Source organism: Streptomyces sp. NPDC050528, from assembly GCF_044457795.1.
Lineage (GTDB): Bacteria > Actinomycetota > Actinomycetes > Streptomycetales > Streptomycetaceae > Streptomyces.
In genome coordinates this window covers 203,849-230,228 of sequence record NZ_JBITHH010000011.1, presented here as the reverse complement: position 1 = coordinate 230,228, position 26,380 = coordinate 203,849, and the positions used below count along the sequence as shown (strand labels likewise).

The window sequence follows — 26,380 nt, the reverse complement described above, 5'->3', positions numbered from 1 at the left end:
CATTTGCGTCATTGCCTCGCGCGCCCCTTGTTCGGTCATGGCCTGAAAAACAGTCGGCTGCGGGTACCCGCTTAGGGCACCCGCAGCCGCCCTGCTTTTTACAGGTACTGACCGGTGTTCGCCACCGTGTCGATGGAGCGTCCGGTGTCGGCGCCCTGCTTGCCGGTGATGAGCGTACGGATGTACACGATCCGCTCGCCCTTCTTTCCGGAGATCCGGGCCCAGTCGTCCGGGTTGGTGGTGTTGGGCAGGTCCTCGTTCTCCTTGAACTCGTCCACGCACGCCTGGAGGAGGTGCGAGACGCGGATGCCCTTCTGCTTGTGGTCGAGGAAGTCCTTGATGGCCATCTTCTTGGCCCGGCCCACGATGTTCTCGATCATGGCGCCGGAGTTGAAGTCCTTGAAGTAGAGGACTTCCTTGTCACCGTTGGCGTAGGTGACCTCCAGGAAGCGGTTCTCCTCGGATTCCGTGTACATGTGTTCCACGGCCGTCTGGATCATGCTCTGGACGGTGGTGGTCTTGTCGCCGCTGTGCTCGCCGACGTCCTCAGGGTGGAGCGGGAGGCGTTCGGTGAGGTACTTGGCGAAGATGTCCTTGGCGGCCTCGGCGTCGGGACGCTCGATCTTGATCTTCACGTCCAGGCGGCCGGGGCGCAGGATGGCGGGGTCGATCATGTCCTCGCGGTTCGAGGCGCCGATGACGACCACGTTCTGCAGGCCTTCCACGCCGTCGATCTCGGCGAGCAGCTGGGGGACGATGGTGTTCTCCACGTCCGAGCTGACACCGGAACCACGGGTGCGGAAGAGGGACTCCATCTCGTCGAAGAAGACGATGACGGGGGTGCCCTCGCTGGCCTTTTCACGAGCGCGCTGGAAGACGAGGCGGATCTGCCGCTCGGTCTCACCGACGTACTTGTTGAGGAGCTCGGGGCCCTTGATGTTGAGGAAGAAGCTCTTGCCGGTGGCCTGGCCGGTGACCTCGGCGACCTTTTTGGCCAGCGAGTTGGCGACGGCCTTGGCGATGAGCGTCTTGCCGCATCCGGGAGGCCCGTACAGCAGGACGCCCTTGGGCGGCCGCAGTTCGTGCTCCTTGAAGAGGTCGGGGTAGAGGTACGGCAGTTCGACCGCGTCGCGGATCATCTCGATCTGGCCGCCCAGACCGCCGATCTGCTCGTAGCCGATGTCGGGGACCTCTTCGAGGACGAGTTCCTCGACCTCGCTCTTCGGGACGATCTCGTAGACGTAGCCGGAACGGGGTTCGAGCAGCAGGGCGTCGCCGGGGCGGATGGTGATGTCCAGCAGCGGCTCGGCGAGCCGCACCACCCGTTCCTCGTCGGTGTGCCCCACCACGAGGGCGCGTTCGCCGTCCTCCAGGATCTCCTTGAGGGTGACGATGTCGCCGACGCGCTCGTACTCCATGGCCTCGACCACGTTGAGCGCTTCGTTGAGCATTACTTCCTGGCCGCGGCGGAGCTCTTCGAGTTCCACGCTTGGGCTGACGTTCACCCGCAGTTTGCGACCGCCGGTGAAGATGTCCGCAGTGCCGTCCTCGTTGGCCACGAGGAAGACACCGAAGCCGGCCGGCGGCTGTGCGAGCCGGTCGACTTCTTCCTTGAGGGCCACGATCTGGTCGCGGGCCTCACGGAGCGTGTTGGCGAGTCGCTCGTTCTGGGCGGACACCCCGGCCAGATTGGTCTGCAGCTCGACGATCCGCTCTTCGAGAATCCTCGTGTGTCGCGGAGAGTCGGCGAGCTTACGTCGCAGGACGGCGATCTCCTGCTCAAGGTAGGCAATCTGCCCGGACGGGTCGTCGGACCCTCGTCCCGGGCGGATGCCGCGGTTCATGTCGTCGTCGTGGGCTGCCACGGTCCTCACCTCCTCCAAGGGGAGCTGGACGCTTCCAGACCCTACCTGGGTGGGTGTCGATTGAAACCCCTAGATCACAAAGACTGTCAAGGTGTGTCGTCGGTCACCCTGCGCTCTCCCTCACGCCGTGTGGATACCCACTCAACGTGATTCAGAAGCCGACAGTTCCAAGGCCGGGTTGGTCAAAACCCTTCACGGTGGACGTGAGTTGCCGTGCGGGCGCGTTCCGCGCCCGACGGAAACCGGCCAAGGCGCCCCTGACTGAGAGTGTCCATGCGGACAGTGTCCGTCATGCGAGGGCGTGAAACCTGGGATCGCGGAGAAAGGTCGTTCGGGCGGGCGGAGGTAGGGTCGACGATGTTCAACACCCGGCGGAAACAGGAGACATCACCGTGCAGGACGAGGCCGCGGCCGACGGCGAGGCGCTGGAGGTCTGGATCGACCAGGACCTCTGTACCGGCGACGGCATCTGCGCCGAGTACGCCCCCGAGGTCTTCGAGCTGGACATCGACGGTCTGGCCTATGTGAAGAGCCCGGACGACGAGCTGTTGCAGGACAAGGGCGCCACCACGCTCGTGCCGCTGCCGTTGTTGGTCGATGTCGTGGACTCCGCCAAGGAGTGCCCCGGTGACTGCATCCATGTGCGCCGGGTCGCGGACCGGGTCGAGGTGTACGGGCCCGACGCGGCCTGAGGTTCGGCGGGCCGTCAGGTCAGACGTTCTGGGAGTTGCCGGGGGTGGAGCGGACGAACTCGCCGTTCTGCCACTGCCACTTGGCGGTCTCTTTCACGTCGGGGCAGCAACTGGGCACGTCCTCCGTCGAGTAGCCGAGCAGGGTCGTGACCACGGCGCCGTCGCGTACGGAGAAGTCGGTGACGGTCTCGCGGGACTTCGGGGCGACCAGGGTGGCGACGACGCGCGGCTTCGCGGCGCCGGCGGCCTGGGTAAGGACGTAGACGCCGTCGGGCGGGGTACCCATACCCGCGTCGCAGTGGACCACGGCGACCGTCTCCGGCCGGCCGTCGCCGTCGAGGTCTCCGGATGCCTTCTTCTGTACGACGACCTTCAGCGGGCCGCAGTCGATGGGGAAGGCGACTCCGGTGGTCGCGGGTGCCGAGGTGATGGCGGGCGCGGACTTGGTCTGCGGGCCGGCGGCCTGGGCGGCGTGCGCGGAGTCGGGTTGCAGGCCCGCGGAGAGGGCCACGACGCCGGCGAGAGCCGTGGCGGTGGCGACCCAGTGGATGGGGCGGGTGGTGGTGTGTGCCAGTTCCAGTTCCGGGACGGCGGAGTGCTGCACTAGGAGTGTCTCCTGTGAGGGCTGTGCCGGTGGGGGTGGCCTGCATGCTGCCACACACCACGGTGCGGGGGAACGGCGGGGTCGACAGTTCGTTCGCCCGGTCGCACGGGAGGGTCAGACGACGTCGAAACGTCAGAAGTCGGTGCGTCAGATGAAAGACGCCGTGGCCGAGTTCCGGAGGATTTCCGGGAACTCGGCCACGGCGTTCGTGCGTTGAGTGCGGCACAGGGCCGCCCGTGTGTGCGGCTCAGCGGCCGGCGGCACCACCGGCGGCGTTCGGGCCGTCGTAGTCCTCGCCGTAGGCGCCCTTGGCGGGGCGGCGGCGGCGCATGGGGGGCTCGACGCCGTCGGCGAGGCGGCGGGCGGTGAGGAGGAAGCCGGTGTGGCCGATCATCCGGTGGTCGGGGCGGACGGCCAGGCCCTCGACGTGCCAGTTGCGGAGCATCGTCTCCCACGCGGTCGGCTCGTTGAAGGAGCCGATCTCGCGGATGGACTCGACGGTGCGCGCGAGCTGGGTGGTGGTCGCGACGTAGCAGCAGAGGATGCCGCCGGGCACGAGGGCCTTGGAGACGGCCTCCAGGCACTCCCAGGGGGCGAGCATGTCGAGGATGACGCGGTCGACGTCCAGGTCGGACAGGTTGTCCTGGAGGTCGCCGACGGTGAGCTGCCAGGCGGGGTGCGGACCGCCGAAGTAGCGCTCCACGTTCTGCTGGGCGATCTCGGCGAAGTCCTCGCGGCGCTCGTAGGAGTGCAGCATGCCCTGGTCGCCGATGGCGCGCAGCAGGAAGCTGCTGAGCGAGCCGGAGCCGACGCCCGCTTCCACGACGCGTGCGCCGGGGAAGATGTCGGCGAAGGCCAGGATCTGCCCCGCGTCCTTGGGGTAGACCACGGCGGCGCCGCGGGGCATGGACAGGACGTAGTCGGGGAGCAGGGGGCGCAGCGCGAGGTAGGCGACGTTGCCGGTGGTGCGGACAACGCTGCCCTCGGGAGCACCGATCAGTTCGTCGTGCGGGAAGGAACCCTTGTGGGTGTGGAAATTCTTCCCGGCTTCGAGCGTGAACGTGTAGTGGCGGCCCTTGGGGTCGGTCAGCTGAACCTGGTCCCCGACCTTGAAGGGCCCGCGCCTGCGGGCGGCACCGGTCGGTTCGGACATGTGACCAGCCTACCGGCGTTTACGGGGGCCGCCGACCACGCGTGCGTGCGTCAGTTGGGGCGGGCCATGGCCTTCACGAAGGCGCGCTCCACGTCGGCGGCGGACAGGACGCCGTAGATCTCGCCGGTCTCCTCGACCACGAGGTACTCGGTGGCAGGGGTGGCGCGCAGGGCGTCCAGGAGGTCCTCTCCGGCCAGCTCCGCGGAGACGCGCATGCCGTCCGTGAGGTCCTGGGCGAGGCCGCTGACGGTGACCCAGGGGCGGCGGTGCTCGGGGACCCCGACGATGGCGGCCTCGCGGACGAGGGAGAGGGGCTGGCCGTCGGCGTCGACGACGACCAGGGCGCGGGCGCCGGCGGCGTTGGCTCGGCGCAGGGCCTCGGAGAGCGGGGTGGTGGTCTCGACGGGGACCGCGCGGCGGGTGAGGTTGCGGGCGCGGAGTTCCGGGAGGTGTTCGCGCAGCCGGGCCATACGGAGGCTGTTGCCGGCGCCGGTCCAGATGATCGCGGCGAGGATCGCGGCGAGCAGGGCGTCGGTGACGGTGTCCATGCCGCTGATGTCCTCGGTGTTGGTACCGAGGGCGCCGGTCTGGGTGAGCAGCGGGAGGCCGATCAGGACGGAGACGGCGAGGGCGCGGCCGACCCAGGCGGCGGCGATGGTGCCGCTCATGGGTCTGCCGGTGATCTTCCAGACGACGGCGCGGAGCATGCGGCCACCGTCGAGGGGCAGGCCGGGCAGCAGGTTGAAGGCGGCCACGATGAGGTTGGAGACCATCAGTCCCGCCAGCAGGACACCGGGGACGGTGCCGGGTTCGGTGGGCAGCATGGCGAGGTAGAAGATGCCCGAGAGGATCAGCGAGAGCAGCGGGCCGACGAAGGCCAGCACGAACTCCCTGCCGGGGGTCTCGGCCTCCTTCTCGATCTCGGAGACTCCGCCGAAGAACTGCAACTGGATGCGGCGGACCGGGAGTTTGAAGCGGAGTGCGGCGACGGTGTGGGCGAGCTCGTGCACCAGGACCGAGCCGTAGAAGGCGACGGCGAAGAAGAGGGCCACGAGGTAGCGGGCGGCGCCGAGTTCGGGCAGCACGCGGTCCAGCTGGCCGCCGAACACCCAGGTGATGAGCGCGGCGACGAGGAACCAGCTGGGTGCTACGTAGACGGGCACTCCGAAGGGGCGGCCCATCAGGATGCCGCCGCCGGGTTCCTTGGGGCGGTGCGGGGGGCGGCCCTTGGCGACTCGGGGGGTGGCGTTGGGGTCGGTGTGGGCGTAGGGGAGGTTCGGGTGGCTGGGGGTGTGGTCGTGGTCGCTGCCCGTGGGGGCGCCGTCACGTTTCGGCTCACCGTTCAGGTGGGCGGGAGTCGGGGCGGGCGAGGTGCCGGTCGCCTCGGGCGCGGACGTGCCGTCTGTCTCCGTACGGGTGCGCGCGGTGGCTCCGGAGGGCGCTTCCGTCTCCGTACCGCCGTGCGTGGTGGGGTCGGAGGAGCCTGCGGGAGTGTCCGACTCCGGGACTCCGTTCGCGGTCGACCGGGACGGTGATCCCGGCTCCGTACGATCCTCCGCGGCAGGCCCGGACGGTGTGCCCGGCTCCAAGTCGCCGTCGCGCGTGGTGTGTTCGGGCGGCGTGGTCGCCTCCTCGCGGTCCCCGGGCGAAGCGTTCACGTCCTCGCGGGGCTCGGACGAGGAGCGCACGTGGTCGCGGTCCTGGGGCGACGCGGGGGTGGCCTCAGGTTCGTCGGACGACGTGTTCGCAGCCCCGTGGTCCGGTGAGGACGCCTCCGCAGTGCCAGGCTCCTGCTCCTCGGACGAGGTGGTCCCGTTGGAGCGGACCTGGGCCGGCGTGCTCGCGTCGTGGCCGTCCCCCGACGACAAACCCGCATCCCGGCGCTCTCGGGACGACGTGCTCCCGGCCCTGCGGGCCTCGGACGACGTATCCCTGGCCCGGCGCTCTCCGGACGAGGTGTCTGCGTCCGTGGGGTTCTCGGGCGCCCGGGTCGTACTGCCGTGTTGGCCGGGCGACGCGCTCGCGTCCCTGTGTTCCTGAGGGGACGTCCCGGGCTTCGGCTGGGTGGAGTCGTCGGGTTTCGGTTCGGGGGTGCCGGGGGTGGGGGTCGTGGCGCCCGTGGCGTGTTCGGTCGGCTCGTTGGTGCCGGACCGCGGCTGCCCGCTCCCGCCGCTCTCGTCCACGGTGTCCCCTCGTTCGAAGCATCCTCCGCGCCAGCCGGGCGGAGGGGTCTCGGGTCGATGGTATGCGGCGGTCGCGACGCGTTCCGCCCCGGCACCCCCCGCGTTTCCCCGGCTGCGGCGGGCGCGTCGGCCGGGATCGGGTCACTGTCAGTGGCGGGCCGTAAGGTCTGTGGGCATGGAGACCAGTGCGGAGGGCGTCGCGGGGACAGTCGGCGACGAGAGCGCGGCGGCGGAGCCGGCTGCGGCAGTGACGGTGGAGACGGGGACGGTGGGCGTGGTCGAGCGCGTCGCCATAGCGCCGGCCTCGTTGTCGCCCTCGCGTGCCAGCGACTTCATGCAGTGCCCGTTGTTGTACCGGTTCCGGGTGATCGACCGGCTGCCGGAGAAGCCCAGCGAGGCGGCGACCAGGGGGACCTTGGTGCACTCGGTGCTGGAGCGGCTCTTCGACGCGCCGGCGGCCGAGCGTACGGCGCCGCGGGCCAAGTCGCTCATTCCCGGGCAGTGGGACCGGCTGCGGGAGTCGCGGCCCGAGGTCGTGGAGCTGTTCGCCGATGATCCGGAGGGCGAGCGGCTGGCGCGGTGGCTCGGGGAGGCGGAGCGGTTGGTCGAGCGCTGGTTCTCCCTGGAGGACCCGACGCGGCTGGAGCCCGCCGAGCGGGAGATGTTCGTCGAGGCGGAACTGGATTCGGGGCTGAAGCTGCGCGGGATCATCGACCGGGTCGATGTGGCTCCCACGGGTGATGTGCGGATCGTCGACTACAAGACGGGCAAGGCGCCTCGGCCCGAGTATGCCGAGGGTGCGCTGTTCCAGATGAAGTTCTACGCCCTGGTGGTCTGGCGCCTGAAGCAGATCGTGCCGCGGCGGCTCCAGCTGGTGTATCTGGGCAGCGGGGACGTCGTGACGTACGACCCCGTCCTCCCGGACCTGGAGCGGGTGGAGCGCAAGCTGCTGGCCCTGTGGGAGGCGATCCGCCTCGCCACGGAGACGGGCGACTGGCGCCCACGCCCGACCAAGCTGTGCGGTTGGTGCGACCACCAGGCGGTGTGCCCGGAGTTCGGGGGCACTCCCCCGCCGTATCCGTTGCCGGTGCGGAGGGCTGACGGCGGTTCCGACGGAGGTGTCGAGGCGGCGGGCGGTGTCTCCGCTGAAGGTGCCTCGGGTCCGGGGGCCGCGGACGGTCTCTCCGCCGAGGGGTCGTAGGCGACGGGCCGGGCTTCCGCCGGAAGTCTCGTACGGCGCCCCCGCCACAAGCCCGGACACAGCCAACCGTGTTCCGACACCCCCTTTCGCCAAGACCCGACAGCCGCCCCCAAGGCCGGTCGAGTCGCCCGCCGTCCCGCAGGGCAGAATGGGGCCGGGCTAGCGAAGGAGATTCACGTGGCCATCCGCGTCCTACTGGTCGATGACCAGCCGCTGCTGCGAACCGGGTTCCGGATGATTTTGGAGGCGGAGCAGGATCTCGCGGTCGTCGGTGAGGCCGGTGACGGTCTGCAGGCGCTCGACCAGGTGCGGGCCCTGCAGCCCGATGTGGTGCTGATGGACATCCGTATGCCGCGGATGGACGGGGTCGAGGCGACCCGGCAGATCACCGGTCCCGGGCGGGACGGTCCGGCGAAGGTGCTGGTGCTGACGACCTTCGATCTCGACGAGTATGTCGTCGAGGCGTTGCGCGCCGGCGCCAGTGGCTTCCTGCTCAAGGACGCGCCCGCCAACGAACTCGTGCAGGCGATCCGGGTCGTGGCCGCCGGCGAGGCCATGCTCGCGCCGAGCATCACGCGGCGGCTGCTCGACAAGTACGCCGGTCATCTCCCGTCCGGTGACGAACCCGTCCCGGACGCCCTGCACACGTTGACCGAACGCGAGGTCGAGGTGCTGAAGCTGGTGGCGCGCGGGCTGTCGAACGCGGAGATCGCCGCCGACCTGTTCGTCAGCGAGACCACCGTCAAGACCCATGTGGGGCACGTCCTCACGAAGTTGGGCCTGCGCGACCGGGTGCAGGCGGCGGTGTACGCGTACGAGAGCGGGCTGGTGCGCCCCGGCGCGCAATAGACGCCGGTACACCCGCACACCGGTACATGTACGAAGAGGGCGCCCCTTCCTGACAGGGGCGCCCTCTTCGTGTGTGCGGGCGGGTGCGGGCCCGGGTCGGCCTCGGCCCTGCACACTTTGCATACTCCACCGAAGCAGAACACGGCCTACACACCAGTGGCCGGTCCCGCCATGTTCGGCGGGACCGGCCACTGGTTACTTACTTGAGCTTGTTCAACGCGCGCGCCCGCGCTGTCAGTTGCTGACGCCCCGGCCCAGCTCCCAGAGCTGGAGGGTCGAGGAGGAGTTGAGGACGTACGCGGTGCCCGTGACGTCGTCGCGGGCGGCGACGTACTGCTTGCCCTGCCACAGCGGGATCAGCGGGACGTCGGAGGCGACGATGTCCTGGATGGACGTCAGATCCTTGGAGGCGGCGAGGCGGTCGGCCTCGCGGCGGGACTCCGGGATCAGCGTGTTCCTGATCTTGGTGTTGACGTACGGCGAGCCGAGGGTGTTGTCCTTGTCGAGGAACGGCGCGAGGTAGTTGTCGGCGTCGGGGAAGTCCGGGAACCAGCCCATCCCGTAGACGTCGTACTTGCCCTTCTGCTCGGCCGGACGGAACGTCGACCAGGGGCTGCCCTGGATGCTGACGTCGAACAGGCCGCTGGCGTTGAGCTGCTTCTGGAGCTGCTCGAACTCTTCCTTGGTGGCCGAGCCGTAGTGGTCGGTCGTGTAGTGCATGGTCAGCTTCACCGGGGTGGTGATGCTGGCCTTCTCCATCAGCGACTTGGCCTTGGTGACGCTCGGGTCGCCGTACTTGTTGAAGAACGAGTTCGAGTGGCCGGTGATGGTCGCCGGGACCATCGAGTAGAGCGGCTCGGCCTCTGTGCCGTAGACCTTGGAGACGAGTTCGCCGCGGTCGATGACCTGGGCCATCGCCTCGCGTACGGCCTTCGACTTCACGGTCTCGGCCTCGGTGTTGAAGCCCAGGTAGCGGATTTCGAGGCCGGGCATCTCGACGAGGTCGATGTCGCCGTCCGTGTCGTCGCCGAGCTTCTCGATCTGCTCGGGCGACATGGTGCGCGTCATCACGTCGATGTCGCCCTTGTTGAGCGCGCTGCCCATGGCGTCGGCGTCCGCGAAGGAACGCATCTCGACCTTGCTGTTGTTCACCTTCAAAGCACCCTTGTAATTGGGGTTCTTGGTGAACGTGGCGGTGGTGATCGCGTCGTCCTTCTCGGAGACCGAGAGGGTGTACGGGCCGGAACCGTCGACGCCGAAGCCGTCGCGCAGCTTGTCCTTCTGGTAGTCGTCCGGATTCACGATGCCGGCGACGGGAGTGGACAGCTTGTACGGGAATGTGGCGTCGGCCGTCTTCAGATGGAAGATGACGTCGCGGTCGCCCTGGGTCTCGACGGTGTCGACGGTCGACAGCAGGGCGAACACACCGCTGTCGGCCTTGAGGCGCATCGCGCGGTCGATGGAGTACTTCACATCTTCCGCGGTGATCTTGTCGCCGTTGGCGAACTTCAGACCCTCGCGCAGGGTGCAGGCGTAGCGCTCGTTGCCCGTGTCGGTGAAGCCGCAGGACTGGGCGGCCTCGGGGACCGGGTCGCCCTCGCCCTTGGGCTGGATCATCAGGGTCTGCACGGTCTGGCGCAGGATGTTCCAGGTGCCGACGTCGTAGGCGTAGGCGGGGTCGAGCGGCGCCGGAGCATCCTTCGTCGCCTCGAACCGGTCCGTGGTGCCGACGACTATCGCATCGTCGCTGGAACTCCCGCTGCCGGAGCCGCCACACGCGGCGAGCACCGGCGCGAGCAGGCCGACGACGGCCGGCAGCACCAAAGTCTTGCGGTTCATGCGGGAGTTTCTCCAGAGCTGTTCGAGTCCGTGTACCCGACATACATGGGGTGGTGATGTCGATCACGGGGGTAAGGGCGATGTTCTCGCGTTGAGATTAGTCCGCACCCGCACAGGGGTTCGCGGTCACCGTAGTCGAGTTCCCATCACGCAGCGGAACCGGCTGTGGACGCACCGAAAACCCGTCGAGGGAAGGATTAGTGCAGGGTTTCACCAATCGGGACACAAGGGTGCTTGATCGGCCTCAGAAATGGGGTGAACAGCACAGGGTGACACTGTTGTCGACCCTCCTGCACGTGGGGAACCTCACACCCGTCAACTCACTTGGGGAGTACCGGAATTCGGCCGGTCGACCACGTCCGAATTCCTTTCCCAATGGACTTTGCACGCTCGGTGAACGGCAGGCGCATTTCCGTCATCAGTCGGTCATCAGTCCGCGCAGAAATGCCAGGTCGACGACTTCCAGGGAGGTCACGACGGTGCGCCGGGCGGCCGGGGCGATGGGCGCCACGGACGGCACGGCCACCACCAGGCAGCCCGCCGCCTCTGCCGCCGCCACACCGGTCGCGGTGTCTTCCACGACGGCGCAGCGGGCCGGGTCGACGCCGAGTCCGGAGGCTGCGAGGAGGTACGGGTCGGGGTACGGCTTGGTGCGCGCGACCTCGTCGCCGGCGACCGTCAGCGCGAAGTGCTGGGGGCCGAGCGCGGTCAGAACGCGGTCGATGATGCGCCGGTGCGAGGCGGAGACGAGGGCCGTCGGGATCTCGTACTCGGCCAGCTCGGCCAGGAGTCTGGCGGCGCCCGGCATCAGCGGCAGGCTGCGCCCGATGCGGTCCTCGAAGCCCGCGTTGAGCAGGACGGACAGCTCGGCGAGGGTGATGTCGGCGCCGGTGGCCTCGATGAGGAAGCCGGCGCTGCGGGTCATGGGGCCGCCGACCACGACATGGCGCCAGGAGTCGTCGAGGGTGTGCCCGAGGGCCGCGAAGACCTCGACCTCGACCTCCCACCAGAAGCCCTCGGTGTCCACCAGGGTTCCGTCCATGTCGAGGAGTACGGCCTGGAGTGCTGAGCCTTCGGCCGTACGGGTTCCGAGCGCGGGGACCGTGCTGGTCATCCTGGCGCACCTCCTTGAGGGACGATCAGGCCGGCCGCCCCTGATACCAACAAGGGCGACCGGCCTGCGGTGGACCGACCAGTGTACGACTTATCCGATCAGTGTGCTCGTCCGTTCCGGGCGCCTGTGGACACAGCTCCGTCTGCCCGTGGATTCGGCTCCGTGCGCCGGTGGATTTAGCGCGCGTTGAAGTACTTCGCCTCCGGGTGGTGGATGACGATCGCGTCCGTGGACTGCTCCGGGTGGAGCTGGAACTCCTCGGACAGGTGGACGCCGATGCGCTCCGGCTCCAGCATGTCGGCGATCTTCGCGCGGTCCTCCAGGTCGGGGCAGGCGCCGTAGCCGAGGGAGAAGCGGGCACCCCGGTACTTGAGGGCGAACATGTCCTCGACGTCGGTGGGGTCCTCGCCGGCGAAGCCGAGTTCGGAGCGCACGCGCGCGTGCCAGTACTCGGCGAGTGCCTCGGCCAACTGGACGGACAGGCCGTGCAGTTCGAGGTAGTCGCGGTAGGAGTTCGCCTCGAAGAGCTTGGCGGTCTCCTCGCCGATGCGGTTGCCGACGGTGACGATCTGGAAGCCGACGACGTCGATCTCGCCGGACTCCTCCGGGCGGAAGAAGTCGGCCAGGCAGAGACGGCGGCCGCGGCGCTGGCGCGGGAAGGTGAAGCGGGTCCGCTCGTTGCCCTGGTCGTCCAGGATGATCAGGTCGTCGTCCTTGGACACGCAGGGGAAGTAGCCGTAGACGACGGCCGCTTCGAGGAGGTTGTCGGTCTGGAGCTTGTCCAGGAGGCCGCGCAGGCGGGGGCGGCCCTCGGTCTCGACGAGCTCCTCGTACGTCGGGCCGTCGCCCGTGCGGGCCTGCTTGAGGCCCCACTGGCCCTTGAAGAGGGCGCCCTCGTCGAGCCAGGAGGCGTACTCCTTGAGCTGGATGCCCTTGATGACCCGGGTGCCGCTGAACGGCGGGGTGGGGATCGGGTTGTCGACGGCGACGTCGGAGCGGACGTGCCCCTCCTCGGGGCGCTCCTCGACCTCCACGGCCGCGGTCGCCCGCACCCGGCGCTGCTTGAGCTCGGGCAGCTTCGCGCCGGGGACACCGCGCTTGACGCCGATCAGGGCGTCCATCAGGCGCAGGCCCTCGAACGCGTCGCGGGCGTACCGGACTTCGCCCTCGTAGATCTCGTGCAGGTCCTGCTCGACGTAGGCCCGGGTCAGCGCGGCGCCGCCCAGGATGACCGGGTAATCGGCGGCCATCTTGCGCTGGTTGAGCTCCTGGAGGTTCTCCTTCATGATCACCGTGGACTTGACCAGGAGTCCCGACATGCCGATGACGTCGGCGCGGTGCTCCTCGGCGGCTTCCAGGATCGCGGAGACCGGCTGCTTAATGCCGAGGTTGACGACGTTGTAGCCGTTGTTGGACAGGATGATGTCGACGAGGTTCTTGCCGATGTCGTGGACGTCGCCGCGCACCGTGGCGAGCACGATGGTGCCCTTGCCCTCGGCGTCCGACTTCTCCATGTGCGGTTCGAGATAGGCGACCGCGGTCTTCATGACCTCGGCGGACTGGAGCACGAACGGCAGCTGCATCTGGCCGGAGCCGAAGAGTTCGCCGACGACCTTCATGCCGTCCAGGAGCGTCTCGTTGACGATGTCCAGGGCGGGGCGGGTCTGCAACGCCTCGGCGAGGTCGGCCTCCAGGCCGTTCTTCTCGCCGTCGATGATGCGCCGCTTGAGCCGCTCGTCCAGCGGGAGTGCGGCCAACTCCTCGGCGCGGCCCGCCGTCCGGGACTTGGTGGTGGCTCCCTCGAAGAGGGCCATCAGCTTCTGGAGCGGGTCGTAGCCCTCCGCGCGGCGGTCGTAGACCAGGTCGAGGGCCGTCTGCACCTCTTCCTCGGTGAAGCGGGCGATCGGCAGGATCTTCGAGGCGTGCACGATCGCCGAGTCGAGGCCGGCCTTGACGCATTCGTCGAGGAAGACCGAGTTCAGCAGGACGCGGGCGGCCGGGTTGAGGCCGAAGGAGATGTTCGAGAGGCCCAGTGTGGTCTGGACGTCGGGGTGAGCGGCCTTGAGGCGGCGGATGGCCTCGATGGTGGCGATGCCGTCGCCGCGGGACTCCTCCTGGCCGGTGCAGATGGTGAAGGTCAGGGTGTCGATGAGGATGTCCGACTCGTGGATGCCCCAGTTCGTCGTGAGGTCCTCGATCAGCCGCTCGGCGATGGCGACCTTGTGCTCGGGGGTGCGGGCCTGGCCCTCCTCGTCGATGGTCAGCGCGATGAGCGCGGCGCCGTGCTCCTGCGCCAGCCTGGTGACCTTCGCGAAGCGGGACTCGGGGCCGTCGCCGTCCTCGTAGTTGACGGAGTTGATGACCGCGCGGCCACCGAGCTTCTCCAACCCGGCCCGGATGACCGCGACTTCGGTGGAGTCGAGCACGATCGGCAGGGTGGAGGCGGTGGCGAAGCGGCCGGCGAGTTCCTCCATGTCGGCGACGCCGTCGCGGCCGACGTAGTCCACGCAGAGGTCCAGCATGTGGGCGCCCTCGCGGATCTGGTCGCGGGCCATCTCCACACAGTCGTCCCAGCGGCCGTCCAGCATGGCCTCGCGGAACTTCTTCGAGCCGTTGGCGTTGGTGCGCTCGCCGATCGCCATGTAGGCGGTGTCCTGGCGGAACGGGACCGTCTGGTAGAGGGACGCGGCGCCCGGCTCGGGCTGCGGGTGGCGCTCGGTGGGCGTGGCCTCACGGACCCGCTCGACGAGCCGGCGCAGGTGCTCGGGGGTCGTACCGCAGCAGCCGCCGACCAGGTTCAGGCCGTAGTCGCGGACGAAGTGCTCCTGCGCCTCCGCCAGGCCCTCGGGGTCGAGCGGGAAGTGGGCGCCGTCCTTGGTGAGGATGGGCAGGCCCGCGTTCGGCATGCAGAGCAGCGGGGTGCGGGAGTGGCGGGCGAGGTAGCGCAGGTGCTCGCTCATCTCGGCCGGGCCCGTCGAGCAGTTCAGGCCGATCATGTCGATGCCGAGGGGTTCGAGCGCGGTGAGCGCGGCGCCGATCTCGGAGCCCAGGAGCATGGTGCCGGTGGTCTCGAAGGCCATCGACACGAGCAGGGGTACGTCGACGCCGGTCGCCTCCATGGCGCGGCGGGCGCCCAGGATCGACGACTTGGTCTGGAGGAGGTCCTGGGTGGTCTCCACGATCAGGGCGTCGGCGCCGCCGGCGAGCAGGCCCTCGGCGTTGGCCTGGAAGCCGTCGCGGAGTGTGCCGTAGGCGATGTGGCCGAGGGTGGGCAGCTTGGTGCCGGGGCCGATCGAGCCGAGGACCCAGCGCTGGCGGCCGTCGCGGGCGGTGAAGTCGTCGGCGGTCTCGCGGGCGATGCGGGCGCCGGACTCGGAGAGTTCGTGGACGCGCTCGGGGATGTCGTACTCGGCCATCGCGGAGTGGTTCGCGCCGAAGGTGTTCGTCTCGACGCAGTCCACCCCCGCGCCGAAGTACTCCTCGTGGACCGAGCGGACGATGTCCGGGCGGGTGACGTTCAGGATCTCGTTGCAGCCTTCGAGGTTCTCGAAGTCGTCGAGCGTGGGGTCCTGTGCCTGGAGCATGGTGCCCATGGCTCCGTCGGCGACCACCACGCGGGTGGCGAGTGCCTCTCGGAGCGCGGACACACGGGTCCGGCTGTCGGCAGAAGGGGTCAGTGGCGACGAGGCCATGAAGGGGCTCCCTGGAATGCGACGGCTGTCGGCTTTGCGGCTTCCCTGGGAACCTCTCACGGAACTCCCCGGGGAGCGTGCACGTCGCCAGGGTAACGGGGTCGGGCCCGAGGATGCTCGAAGCGTCCATGGGGCGGACCGGGGTGACGGGGACGCGGACCGGGGTGACGTGCGGGTCAACCCCGTCTAGGTTCTCGCGACAAGCGACGTAACGGGAGACGTAACAGGAATCGGCCGACCATTAGCGGGAGGTCGGCATGGACCGGTAGTGTTCGACATTGCCGAACGGCGGCAGCAACGTCGCGCGTCGACGGTCGAACGGGACGGAGGCAGTACGGCGATGGCACGGAACATCCAGTCGCTCGAACGGGCGGCCGCGATGCTGCGCCTGCTCGCGGGCGGCGAGCGACGGCTCGGCCTCTCGGACATCGCCTCGTCGCTCGGTCTCGCCAAGGGCACGGCCCACGGCATCCTGCGCACCCTCCAGCAGGAGGGCTTCGTGGAGCAGGACGACGTCTCCGGGCGCTATCAGCTCGGCGCCGAACTGCTGCGCCTGGGCACCACCTATCTCGACGTCCACGAACTACGGGCCCGCGCCCTGGTCTGGACGGACGACCTGGCCCGCTCCAGCGGCGAAAGCGTGCACCTAGGGGTGCTGCATCAACACGGCGTCCTGATCGTGCACCACGTCTTCCGCCCCGACGACAGCCGCCAGGTCCTGGAGATCGGGGCCATGCAGCCGCTGCACTCCACGGCCCTGGGCAAGGTCCTGTCGGCCTACGACCCGGTCGCGCACAGCGAGGTCCTGGAGGCCGACCGCAAGCCGTTCACCGAGCGCACGGTGTCCGAGCTGGCCGACTTCGAGCACGTCCTCGACGTGACACGCGCGCGTGGGTACGCGGCCGACGTCGAGGAGACCTGGGAGGGCGTCGCGTCCATCGCCGCGCCCATCCACGACCGGCGGCGCATGCCGGTCGGCGCGGTCGGCATCACCGGCGCCGTGGAACGGCTGTGCCGGCCCGACGAGGACGGCGCGCTGCGCCCCGAGCTGATCGCCGCGGTACGGGACTGCGCCCGCGCGGTGTCGCGGGATCTCGGCGCCGGGCGGTTCTGACCAGTCCGGATCCGGTACCGGATTCACAGCAAAAGAGACCGGAACGTCCAGGGGGACGTTCCGGTTTCAGTCGTACTCTGGACGACAAAGCCGGTCAAAACAGCAAATCGCCACACACGGTGTCCGTCTGACTGCCGTCCGCATCGCTCGCAAGATCGATAGCCCACAGCAATCAATAACGATCGTGTTTTCGATAACAGCACTCTTGACGCGCCCGTAACCCCGGAGCAAGACTCCCGTCCATCGGTCGGCATTGTCGAACACCTACCGGCAATACGCGCTAGAGTGTGGCAACGCCAAAGGCCGGCATCGCTCTCACCCCCGAGGGCGCACGAACCCCCGGCGGGACCCGGGGTTCGGCTTCCCTGGACGAAGGACAAAGGAGTCGCGGGTGTCCAGCTCCGACATCTTCATCGGCGAGACCATAGGTACCGCCGTGCTCATCCTGCTGGGCGGTGGCGTCTGCGCCGCCGTCACGCTGAAGGCCTCCAAGGCCCGTAACGCCGGCTGGCTCGCCATCGCCTTCGGGTGGGGTTTCGCCGTCATGACGGCCGTGTACATCTCGGCACCGCTCTCCGGTGCCCACCTCAACCCGGCCGTGACGCTCGCACTCGCGATCAAGGACGGTGGCTGGGACAACGTCCCGATCTACTGGGCCGGGCAGCTGCTCGGCGCCATGATCGGCGCGACCCTGGTCTGGGTGGCCTACTACGGCCAGTTCCAGGCCCACCTCACGGACAAGGAGATCGTCGGCGAGCCGGCGGCCAAGTCCGTGGAGGCGGAGGAGAAGGGCGCGGGACCGGTCCTGGGCATCTTCTCCACCGGTCCCGAGGTGCGGAACGTGGTGCAGAACCTGGCCACGGAGATCATCGGCACCGTCGTCCTGATCCTCGCCATCCTGACGCAGGGTCTGAACGCCAACGGCAACGGTCTCGGCACCCTGGGCGCCCTGATCACCGCGTTCGTGGTCGTCTCCATCGGTCTGTCGCTCGGCGGCCCGACCGGTTACGCCATCAACCCGGCCCGTGACCTGGGCCCCCGCATCGTGCACGCGCTCCTGCCGCTGCCCAACAAGGGCGGCTCCGACTGGAGCTACGCCTGGATCCCGGTCGTCGGACCGCTGATCGGCGGCGCGATCGCTGCGGGCATCTACAACCTCGCTTTTGCTTAGAAGCAGAATTCCCAGCACTTCCAAGCACTGAAGCAGCAGTAGAACCAGTCCTCATGACCACGGAACCCCTCAGGAGCACACAGTGACCGACGCGCACACCGCCGGACCGTTCATCGCGGCCATCGACCAGGGCACGACCTCCAGCCGCTGCATCGTCTTCGACCGGGACGGCCGTATCGTCTCCGTCGACCAGAAGGAGCACGAGCAGATCTTCCCGAAGCCGGGCTGGGTCGAGCACAACGCCACCGAGATCTGGACCAACGTCCAGGAGGTCGTCGCCTCCGCCATCGAGAAGGCCGGCATCACCCGCGACGACATCAAGGCCATCGGCATCACCAACCAGCGCGAGACGACTCTCCTCTGGGACAAGAACACCGGTGAGCCCGTCCACAACGCCATCGTCTGGCAGGACACCCGCACCGACGCGCTCTGCAAGGAGCTCGGCCGCAACGTGGGCCAGGACCGCTTCCGCCGCGAGACCGGCCTGCCGCTCGCGTCGTACTTCGCAGGGCCCAAGGCCCGCTGGCTGCTCGACAACGTCGAGGGCCTGCGTGAGCGCGCCGAGGCCGGCGACATCCTCTTCGGCACCATGGACAGCTGGGTCATCTGGAACCTGACGGGCGGTGTCAACGGCGGCAAGCACTACACCGACGTCACCAACGCCTCCCGCACCATGCTGATGAACCTGCACACCCTGGCGTGGGACGAGAAGATCGCCGAGTCCATCGGCGTCCCGATGAACATGCTCCCGGAGATCCGCTCCTCCGCCGAGGTCTACGGCGAGGTCACCGGCGGCAAGCTCGGCGACCTGCTCGGCGGCATCCCGGTCGCCTCCGCGCTCGGCGACCAGCAGGCGGCCCTGTTCGGCCAGACCTGTTTCGCCGAGGGCGAGGCCAAGTCCACGTACGGCACCGGCACGTTCATGCTGATGAACACCGGCGAGAAGATCATCAACTCCTACTCGGGCCTGCTGACCACGGTCGGCTACCGGATCGGCGACGAAGCGCCGGTCTACGCCCTGGAGGGCTCGATCGCCGTCACCGGTTCGCTGGTGCAGTGGATGCGCGACCAGATGGGCCTCATCTCCACCGCCGCCGAGATCGAGACGCTCGCGCTCTCGGTCGAGGACAACGGCGGCGCCTACTTCGTGCCGGCCTTCTCCGGTCTGTTCGCCCCGTACTGGCGCTCCGACGCCCGCGGTGTGATCGCCGGTCTCACCCGGTACGTGACCAAGGCGCACCTCGCGCGTGCCGTCCTGGAGGCCACCGCCTGGCAGACCCGTGAGATCACGGACGCCATGACGAAGGACTCCGGCGTCGAGCTCGCCGCGCTCAAGGTCGACGGCGGCATGACCTCCAACAACCTGCTGATGCAGACGCTCTCGGACTTCGTCGACGCCCCCGTGGTGCGCCCGATGGTCGCCGAGACCACCTGCCTCGGTGCCGCCTACGCCGCCGGTCTCGCCGTCGGCTTCTGGACCAGCACCGACGACCTGCGTGCCAACTGGCGCCGGGCCGCCGAGTGGACCCCCAACATGGCCGCGGAGAAGCGCGACCGTGAGTACAAGAGCTGGCTCAAGGCCGTGGAGCGGACCATGGGCTGGCTCGACGACGAGGAGTAAGAACCCCACATGACCAGTCAGTCCACCCTGCAGTCCGTGCCTGCCCTCGGTACGCACCCGGCCTCCGGCTCGAACCCGAGCCGGGCCGAGACCCGGGAGCAGCTCTCCAAGGCGACGTACGACCTCCTCGTCATCGGCGGCGGCATCCTGGGCATCTCCACCGCCTGGCACGCCGCGCAGTCCGGGCTGCGGGTGGCCCTGGTCGACGCCGGCGACTTCGCCGGCGCCACCTCTTCCGCCTCCTCCAAGCTCCTCCACGGCGGTCTGCGCTATCTGCAGACCGGCGCGGTGAAGCTGGTGGCGGAGAACCACTTCGAGCGTCGCGCGGTCTCCCGCCAGGTGGCTCCCCACCTGGCGAACCCGCTCACGTTCTACCTCCCCGTGTACAAGGGCGGTCCGCACGGTGCGGCGAAGCTCGGGGCGGGCGTCTTCGCCTACTCCGCGCTCTCCGCGTTCGGCGACGGCGTCGGCCACCTCCTGTCCCCCGCCAAGGCGGCGCAGGACGTGCCCGAGCTGCGCACCCAGAACCTCAAGGCCGTGGCCGTGTACGGCGACGACCAGATGAACGACGCCCGCATGGCGCTGATGACGGTCCGCGCGGCCGTCGAGGCGGGCGCGGTCGTCCTCAACCACGCCGAGGTCACCGGCCTGCGCTTCACCCAGGGCCGGGTGACCGGCGCGGAGCTGCGCGACACCACCTCCGGCGACGAGTTCGGCGTGAGCGCCCGTCTGGTGCTCAACGCGACCGGCCCGTGGGTCGACCACCTGCGCAAGATGGAGGACCCGAACGCGGCGCCGTCCATCCGCCTGTCGAAGGGCGCGCACCTGGTCCTGAAGCGGACGTCCCCGTGGAAGGCCGCGCTCGCGACCCCCATCGACAAGTACCGCATCACCTTCGCCCTCCCCTGGGAGGACATGCTCCTGCTCGGCACGACCGACGAGGAGTTCGAGGGCGACCCGGCGGACGTCTCGGTCACCGAGAAGGACATATCCCAGATCCTGGACGAGGCCGCGTTCTCGGTCCGCGACCAGCAGCTCTCCCGTGACCTGATCACGTACTCCTTCGCGGGCCTCCGCGTGCTGCCGGGCGGCCCCGGTGACACGGCCAAGGCCAAGCGCGAGACGGTGGTGACCGAGGGCAAGGGCGGCATGCTGTCCGTCGCGGGCGGCAAGTGGACGACCTTCCGGCACATCGGCCGTACGGTCATGCAGAAGCTGGAGGCTCTCCCGGGCCGCCCGCTCGGCGAGGACTTCGAGCCGATCTCCTCCCTCCCGAAGAAGCTCCCGCTCCCGGGCGTCGCCAACCCGCGCGCGGTCGCCCACCGTCTCCTGGTCGACAACCCGGCCCCGGGCCCGCGCATGGCCGCCGACACGGCGAAGCACCTGGCCACGCACTACGGCTCCCTGGCCTTCGACATCGCCCGACTCGCCAACGAGAACCCGGAGTTGGGGCAGCGCGTGCACCCCGACGCCCCCGAGATCTGGGCGCAGGTCGTCTACGCCCGCGACCACGAGTGGGCCGAGACCCAGGACGACGTCCTGCGCCGCCGCACGACCCTGACGATCCGCGGCCTGGCCACGGACGAGGTGCGGGCGAAGGTGCAGGACCTGCTCGACAAGAAGTAGGCGTTCACGCAGTAGGCGCAACGGCGTGACAGGGGCGGTTCCCGGACCGGAGCCGCCCCTCCGCCATGTCCCGTGCATGCCGCTCAGGCGTGCCAACGGCCCATGCCCGGACCGGGATTCGCGCTTCCGCACGCCCCTCGGATGATTCCGCGCGCTCCCTCACCCGGGAAGTCGACCGGTATTTCGTCGCTCGTCCGGCCGTTAGACCGGTTGGTTCCGAGACAGCGGTGGGGCGATGGGGCCCGGGAAGCAGCGGTCGTATGCAAGGCGGATGGCACAGTGCCCGGGTCCGGCGACGTCTCGGGTTCGCCGTGTGCGGGGGCGCGCTCGTGGCGCTGGCGGCCGTGCTGCGGCTGTGGTGGCGGGATGCCGCCACCGCGGGGGTGATGGTGTCGGCGATCGGCGCGTTCGTGTCGGTCGCGGCACTCGTCGCCGACGTGCTGCGCGGCGACGCCGATCCGGTCCCGCACTCGGCCGACCAGGACCGGCGACGGGCCGCCGACGCGCTCGCCGAGGCCGTACGGGAGCAGTGGGCCGCCGAGGCCAGGCTGCGGCGGCTGCAGGATCCCGCTCCGCTGGACGTGGCCTGGGCCCCCGCCGAGCGGTGGCTGGCCGATCACCCGGAGAACGTCCGGCGGGCCCAGGTCCTGCCCGCGCCCCGGGGGCACCGGATCGAGGACGTCACCAGGTCGTTCGCCGCGCTGCCCGGGCGCCGGCTGGTGGTGCTGGGCGGTCCGGGGGCGGGCAAGAGCGTGCTGGCGATGCGCTTCGTCCTGGGCCGGCTCGCCGCGCGGCGGCCCGGCGGTCCCGTCCCGGTGATCTTCCCGCTGGCCGGCTGGGACCCTCGGCGGACGGCTCTGCGCGACTGGCTCGCCGAGCAACTGGCCGCCGAACACCGCCCGTTGGCCGCCGTCGCCGACGGACGGCACACCCTCGCGCGCGGTCTCCTCGACGCGGGGCTCGTGCTGCCGGTCCTCGACGGCTTCGACGAACTGGCCCGGCCCGCCTACGGGGAGGCCGTACGGCGGATCAACGCCGAACTCGACGACGATCTCCCGCTGTTGCTCACCAGCCGCGCCGAGGCGTGGGCGAAGGCGGTGACCGAGGGTGACGTACTGACGGCCGCCGAGGTGGTCGAGCTGCAGCCGCTGGGCCCGGATCGGTCCGGGGCCCATCTGGAGCGAACGGCACGTCCGCTGCGTTCGGAGGACGGGGAACCCGGCACCGTGTGGACGCCCGTGCTGCGCGAACTCGCCGCCCGGCCGCACGCACCGGCCGCGCGAGCCCTCACCACGCCCCTCATGGTGGCGCTGGCCCGCGCGGTCTACGGCGACACCCGGCGCGATCCGTCCGAGCTGCTCGACCCGGACCGTTTCTCGACCGTGGAGGCCGTCGAGGAGCATCTGCTGGGGGCGTTCGTGCCCGCCGCGTTCGCGGACGCCGGGCCGTCGGCGGGTACCGACGCGGTACGCCGACTCACCGTGCTGGCAAGGGCGTTGGAGCGGCGCGGCACCGGGCGGCTGGCGTGGTGGGAGCTGGAGTCGATGCTGCCGCGTGCCGTGTCCGTCCTGGCGCCCGGGCTGCTGGCGCTGGCGCTGCTGTCCCTGATCGTGCTGCCGATCTCGATCGCCCGCGCGGCGAACGAGCTCGCGGGCGTGGAGGATCTCGCGTCGGTGCTCGCCACCCTCGCGGGCCAGACCCTGGGTTTCGCCTTCGGGGAGGCGTTCCTGCTGCCCTCGCGGGACGCACCGCCCGACCGGCGGGCCCTCGCCCGTCGGACGCTGATCACCGCCGCGGTGAGCTCCCTGCTGTGGGCGGGCTTCGCCTGGGCCGACGACCTGCGGTTCGGTTTCCGCTTCGGCGCGGTGACGGACGGCTGGGTACCCGATCTGTTCGGCGGCTGCCTCTTCTCCCTCCTGTTCACCCTGTTCTTCGGCATCGCCGGGCTGCCGCGCCACCCGGTGCCGCTCGGTCTGCCCTGGAACGGCGGCGCGGGCCGTGCGGTGGCCCGCATCTGCGGGGCCGTGCTGCTGCCGGCCGGGCTGGGTGCGGCGGGCGCGGTACTGGCCGGCTGGTCCGGCAACGCCTGGACCGGGCTGGTCGGCCTCACCTGCGCGGGAGCGGGCGCTGCCCTGCTGGTGAGCGCCGGCCGCCGGGCCGGTCAGGACTCCGGGCATCCGGCGCGGGCCGGCCGGGTCGCCCGGCGCTTCGCCAAGGGCGCGGTCCGGGGCACCGCCGCCGCGCTGCTGATCGGGGTCACGGCGTGCACGGCGGCGGGACTCACCGCGGTCGGCGTGACCCTGCTGAAGTCCGGTTCCCCTGCCGACCTGGCGGCCCGGAGGATCGACGGCTGGAGTTTCACCGAGCGACGGCCCGGCCTGCGGACGGCCACCACGGACGACGAACTGCGCGGCACGCTGCTGATCCCCGGCAACGGCGCCCGGCCGATCGCCTACCCCGAGGGCACACGGCCCCCCGACTGCGCGATCCCCCTTCTCCGCGACCGCCGCTGTGTCCCCTTCACCGCACGGCACACGGTCTTCGAGTCCCGGGACGGCGCGGTGGTGGTCCGCATGGACCTGGAGAACCACACGGCGAGTCGGCCCCCTTCCCCTACGACGGTGTACGCGGCGAACCTGCGGTCCGTGCTGCCGGAGCCGGCGCGCGGCTGGCTCACCGCGAGCCCGGCGTCGGGCGTGCTGGGGCGCTGTCTGCCGCCGCTGCTGGCAGGCGGGGTACTGATCGGGATCGTGGGCGGCTGCGTGTGCGGGGTCTACCGCGCGCTGAGCGTCCCGTCGGACGTCATGCGCGCGGCCGGTCCGGGTTCCTCCCTGCGTACGGACCGTACGGCGTCCTTCACCCGGGGCGGCATGGTCGCGCTGCTGGTGGCCGTCGTCTGTGTCCCGGTGGTGGCTCTGCCGGGCGACTGGGGCGGGCTCGTGCACATCGGAACCCAGCTGTGGCTTCCGCTGGGCTCGGCGGCCCTGGCCCTGAGCGCGTGGGGCCGCTTCGCCGTGGCCCGGGCCTGGCTCGCGGCGACGGGCCGCCTGCCGTGGCGCCTGATGACATTCCTGGAGGACGCCCACCACCGCGGTGTCCTACGGCAGTCCGGCGCGGGCTTCGAGTTCCGGCACCGACGCCTCCAGTCGTACCTCGCGGGTCACGGTACGGCTCCGGAGGCCCCCGTTCCTCCGCAGACGGCCGGTCCGTCGAGACCGCGCGAGGCACGGAACCGGCCGGTGCAGGGCGGGAATTGACGAGGGCCGGAGCCTGAAGGGGGTGAGGTCAAGGCGGGCCGGGACCGGTCCAGGCGGCTCATCCCGGTGATCGTCTCGCCGCAGCCGCGGGAGTCGTACGACCGACGGGTGGCGTCGCGCCGCGCCGGGGCCCCGCTCCCCGGCGAAGTTCAGACCAGTCCCCGGATCGCCTCCGGTGACGTCAACTCCCCCCGCCGCACGATCAGTTCACGGCCCAGCAGCAACGTCCGCCGGGACGCCGGCGCCGGGTCCGGCAGCGTCGTCAGGTCGGTCAGGTGGGCGAAGCCGATGATGCGGCGGACGATCTCCGTGCCGACGTAGCCGACCGAGTCGGTCCAGACGCGGGAGAGGAAGCGGTCGAGGTAGGCGTCGTCGAAGAAGGAGTCGACCCGGGTCGGCCACAGGCGGCGGAACTCGGTCTCGAACGCCTGCCAGGAGAGGGCGAGTTGATCGCCGTGGTCGGTCAACGTACCCAGCTCACGCGCCCGTTCCTCCGCCACCAGCACGTTGGCCCAGTACAGCCCGAGGTCGTAGCCGATCGGGCCGACGAAGGAGAACTCGGGGTCGAAGACCCGTACCACCGGGGCGCCCTCGCGCTCGCCGACCATGATGCTGCCGGTGTGCAGGTCGCCGTGGAGGAGAGCCTGGGCGCTCGTCATGAAGGTGTACCGGAGATCGGCGACCTCCGTGCGAAGGCGCGCATCGGCGCGGAACTCCGCGGCCAGGTCGGCCAACTCCGGTAGCCAGTGGTTGTGTTCGTGCTCGATGTACGGCTCGGAGAGGACCACGTCCTCGGTGATCTTGCACAGCTCGGGGCTCACCGAGGTCGCGATGAGCGCCTTGCGTTCGGCGGACGGCATGCCGAAGTCGCTGGTCGCGAAGGCGAGTTGGGCGACGAACTCGCCGATCCTGGCCGAGGTGTCGGGGCCGTAGGACGCGCCCTCGTTGAGGACTGTGCGCAGGACCTCCAGGTCGGACATGTCCTCCATGACGAGGGCGTAGTTGTCGGCGTCGTAGCCGTGGATCGCCGGGATCTTGTCGGGGGCGACCCGCGCGACCTGCTCGTAGGCCCGGGCCTCGGCGTCGGCTCGCTCCGGGCTCATCGGCCAGGAGGGTCCGGCGACCCGCACCCAGGGCAGCGCCTGCTTGACGGCGAGGCTGTGGCTGCCGTCGGCGTTCGACGCGAGGAACACCCGGTTCATGTTGCCGTCCGACACCTCGCGGACGTGGATGTCGGTCACGTCCCCCCAGTGGCCGCGCTCGTGCAGGTAGCCGGGGATGTCGTCGGTCTCCAGGATGCGGTAGCCCATCGTACGAACTCCTCGAACTTCCTTATGCGGTGCGGCGCTTGGACAGGGTGAAGCTGAAGACCAGGGCGAGGATGAGGACCGCGCCCTCGACGACGTCCTGGGTGTAGTACGGCAGGCCCTTGATCGTCAGACCGGTGGTGATGATGCCGATGAGGACGGCACCGAGGGCTGTGCCCCAGACGTTCGGGCGGCCCCTGCCGAGGACCGAGGTGCCGACCAGCGCGACGGCAACTGCCTCCAGAAGCTGGGACGTTCCCGCGCTGACGTCTCCCTGGCCGATGCGCGAGGCCAGGATCAGGCCGCCGATCGAGGCGAGGACGCCGGAGAGGACGTAGGCGAGGGCCCGGTACGCGCCGACGCGGATGCCCGCGAGGCGGGAGGCCTCGGGGTTGGCGCCGATGGCGTACAGGACGCGGCCCCAGCGGGTGCGGGCCAGGAAGACCCAGGCCACGACGGTCAACGCGCCGAAGATCAGGACGGAGATGGGGATACCGAGGAGCGTGCCCCGGTCGATGCGCAGGAAGCCGTCGGTGAACTTGCCGGGGGCCGTGCTGCCGTCGGACTCGGTCATGCCGGCGGAGATGGACTGGCCGTCGACCAGGATGAGTTTGGTGCCCTGGATGACGAACATGGTGCCGAGCGTGGCCAGCATGTCCGGGATCTTCATCACGACGATGAGCAGGGCGTTCAGCAGCCCGGCGAGCGCACCCGCCGCGATCACGGCGAGGATCGCGACCGTGCCGACCTGGTTGTACGTCACCATCGTCTTCGCGGCGACGGTGACCCCGAGCCCGGCGACCGCGCCGACGGACATGTCCATCCCGCCGACCGCCATGGTGAGGGTGACACCGAGACCGAGGATCGCGGCGACGGAGACGTACCGCAGCGTGTCGAGCATCGTCGCCGACTCCCGGAAGGAGCCCTCGCTCAGCGCGAAGTACAGGAAGAGCGCGACCGTGACGAAGATGAAGCCGTACTTGATGACGGCGTTCTGGACGCGCGGGCCGAGGGAGTCCCCGGGCCCGGTCACCGGCTTCGTGGGGACCTCGGTGCTCTGGGTGGTGGTCATGGCGTACTTCCTGCCGTGGC

At 69.9% G+C, this 26,380-nt stretch carries 17 protein-coding genes; 8 read left to right on the top strand and 9 right to left on the bottom strand.

The features are described from left to right. Nucleotides 1-98: 98 nt before the first annotated feature. Nucleotides 99-1,865 carry a proteasome ATPase gene (gene arc / locus ACIBK4_RS34435; RefSeq protein ID WP_399001158.1) on the bottom strand — a complete coding sequence of 589 codons (1,767 nt, stop codon included), beginning with the start codon at nt 1,863-1,865 and terminating at the stop codon, nt 99-101. 386 nt (nt 1,866-2,251) lie between these two features. Here arc and ACIBK4_RS34430 point away from each other — a divergent pair, with 386 nt between their 5' ends. Then, nucleotides 2,252-2,557, top strand: coding sequence for a ferredoxin (locus ACIBK4_RS34430; RefSeq protein WP_399001489.1), 306 nt, complete (start codon nt 2,252-2,254; stop codon nt 2,555-2,557). A gap of 19 nt (nt 2,558-2,576) precedes the next feature. Here the strand turns inward: ACIBK4_RS34430 and ACIBK4_RS34425 are convergent, their stop codons facing one another. The 3 genes from ACIBK4_RS34425 to ACIBK4_RS34415 form a co-directional block, all read right to left on the bottom strand. Further along, nucleotides 2,577-3,161: a hypothetical protein gene (locus tag ACIBK4_RS34425; protein WP_399001156.1), complete on the bottom strand. Its 585-nt coding sequence runs from the start codon at nt 3,159-3,161 to the stop codon at nt 2,577-2,579. 247 nt (nt 3,162-3,408) lie between these two features. Next, nucleotides 3,409-4,314: a tRNA (adenine-N1)-methyltransferase gene (locus ACIBK4_RS34420; RefSeq protein ID WP_366436185.1), complete on the bottom strand. Its 906-nt coding sequence runs from the start codon at nt 4,312-4,314 to the stop codon at nt 3,409-3,411. 50 nt (nt 4,315-4,364) lie between these two features. Further along, nucleotides 4,365-6,497: a site-2 protease family protein gene (locus ACIBK4_RS34415; protein WP_399001154.1), complete on the bottom strand. Its 2,133-nt coding sequence runs from the start codon at nt 6,495-6,497 to the stop codon at nt 4,365-4,367. Between the two features lie 175 nt (nt 6,498-6,672). On the opposite strand from ACIBK4_RS34415, the gene ACIBK4_RS34410 reads away from it, so the two are divergent. Beyond that, nucleotides 6,673-7,698, top strand: a complete 1,026-nt coding sequence (locus ACIBK4_RS34410) for a RecB family exonuclease (RefSeq protein WP_399001152.1) — start codon at nt 6,673-6,675, stop codon at nt 7,696-7,698. Between the two features lie 177 nt (nt 7,699-7,875). Beyond that, nucleotides 7,876-8,547, top strand: a complete 672-nt coding sequence (locus ACIBK4_RS34405) for a response regulator transcription factor (RefSeq protein ID WP_019066105.1) — start codon at nt 7,876-7,878, stop codon at nt 8,545-8,547. 234 nt (nt 8,548-8,781) lie between these two features. On the opposite strand, the gene ACIBK4_RS34400 is transcribed toward ACIBK4_RS34405, so the two are convergent. The 3 genes from ACIBK4_RS34400 to metH form a co-directional block, all read right to left on the bottom strand. After that, nucleotides 8,782-10,386: an ABC transporter substrate-binding protein gene (locus ACIBK4_RS34400; RefSeq protein WP_399001149.1), complete on the bottom strand. Its 1,605-nt coding sequence runs from the start codon at nt 10,384-10,386 to the stop codon at nt 8,782-8,784. A 418-nt stretch (nt 10,387-10,804) separates the two neighbouring features. After that, nucleotides 10,805-11,500, bottom strand: coding sequence for an HAD family hydrolase (locus ACIBK4_RS34395; RefSeq protein ID WP_399001146.1), 696 nt, complete (start codon nt 11,498-11,500; stop codon nt 10,805-10,807). A 176-nt stretch (nt 11,501-11,676) separates the two neighbouring features. After that, nucleotides 11,677-15,192, bottom strand: coding sequence for a methionine synthase (gene metH / locus ACIBK4_RS34390; RefSeq protein WP_399001143.1), 3,516 nt, complete (start codon nt 15,190-15,192; stop codon nt 11,677-11,679). A 340-nt stretch (nt 15,193-15,532) separates the two neighbouring features. On the opposite strand from metH, the gene ACIBK4_RS34385 reads away from it, so the two are divergent. The 5 genes from ACIBK4_RS34385 (at nt 15,533) to ACIBK4_RS34365 (ending at nt 23,981) form a co-directional block, all read left to right on the top strand. Then, nucleotides 15,533-16,306, top strand: a complete 774-nt coding sequence (locus ACIBK4_RS34385) for an IclR family transcriptional regulator (RefSeq protein ID WP_318015312.1) — start codon at nt 15,533-15,535, stop codon at nt 16,304-16,306. A 391-nt stretch (nt 16,307-16,697) separates the two neighbouring features. Beyond that, nucleotides 16,698-17,477: an MIP/aquaporin family protein gene (locus ACIBK4_RS34380; protein WP_327405270.1), complete on the top strand. Its 780-nt coding sequence runs from the start codon at nt 16,698-16,700 to the stop codon at nt 17,475-17,477. 82 nt (nt 17,478-17,559) lie between these two features. Further along, on the top strand, nt 17,560-19,098 hold the full coding sequence (glpK, locus tag ACIBK4_RS34375) for a glycerol kinase GlpK (protein WP_366436179.1): 1,539 nt from the start codon (nt 17,560-17,562) through the stop codon (nt 19,096-19,098). A gap of 9 nt (nt 19,099-19,107) precedes the next feature. After that, the gene (locus ACIBK4_RS34370; protein WP_399001140.1) at nt 19,108-20,724 is read left to right on the top strand and encodes an FAD-dependent oxidoreductase; all 1,617 of its coding nucleotides are present in this window, start codon (nt 19,108-19,110) and stop codon (nt 20,722-20,724) included. A 260-nt stretch (nt 20,725-20,984) separates the two neighbouring features. Further along, the gene (locus ACIBK4_RS34365; RefSeq protein ID WP_399001138.1) at nt 20,985-23,981 is read left to right on the top strand and encodes an NACHT domain-containing protein; all 2,997 of its coding nucleotides are present in this window, start codon (nt 20,985-20,987) and stop codon (nt 23,979-23,981) included. 149 nt (nt 23,982-24,130) lie between these two features. Here ACIBK4_RS34365 and mtnK read toward each other — a convergent pair whose 3' ends face one another. Both mtnK and ACIBK4_RS34355 read right to left on the bottom strand, forming a co-directional pair. Further along, on the bottom strand, nt 24,131-25,291 hold the full coding sequence (gene mtnK, locus ACIBK4_RS34360; protein WP_399001136.1) for an S-methyl-5-thioribose kinase: 1,161 nt from the start codon (nt 25,289-25,291) through the stop codon (nt 24,131-24,133). Between the two features lie 22 nt (nt 25,292-25,313). Next, entirely contained in the window at nt 25,314-26,360 is a 1,047-nt protein-coding gene (locus tag ACIBK4_RS34355) for an ABC transporter permease (protein WP_399001134.1), read from the bottom strand. Nucleotides 26,361-26,380 lie beyond the last annotated feature (20 nt).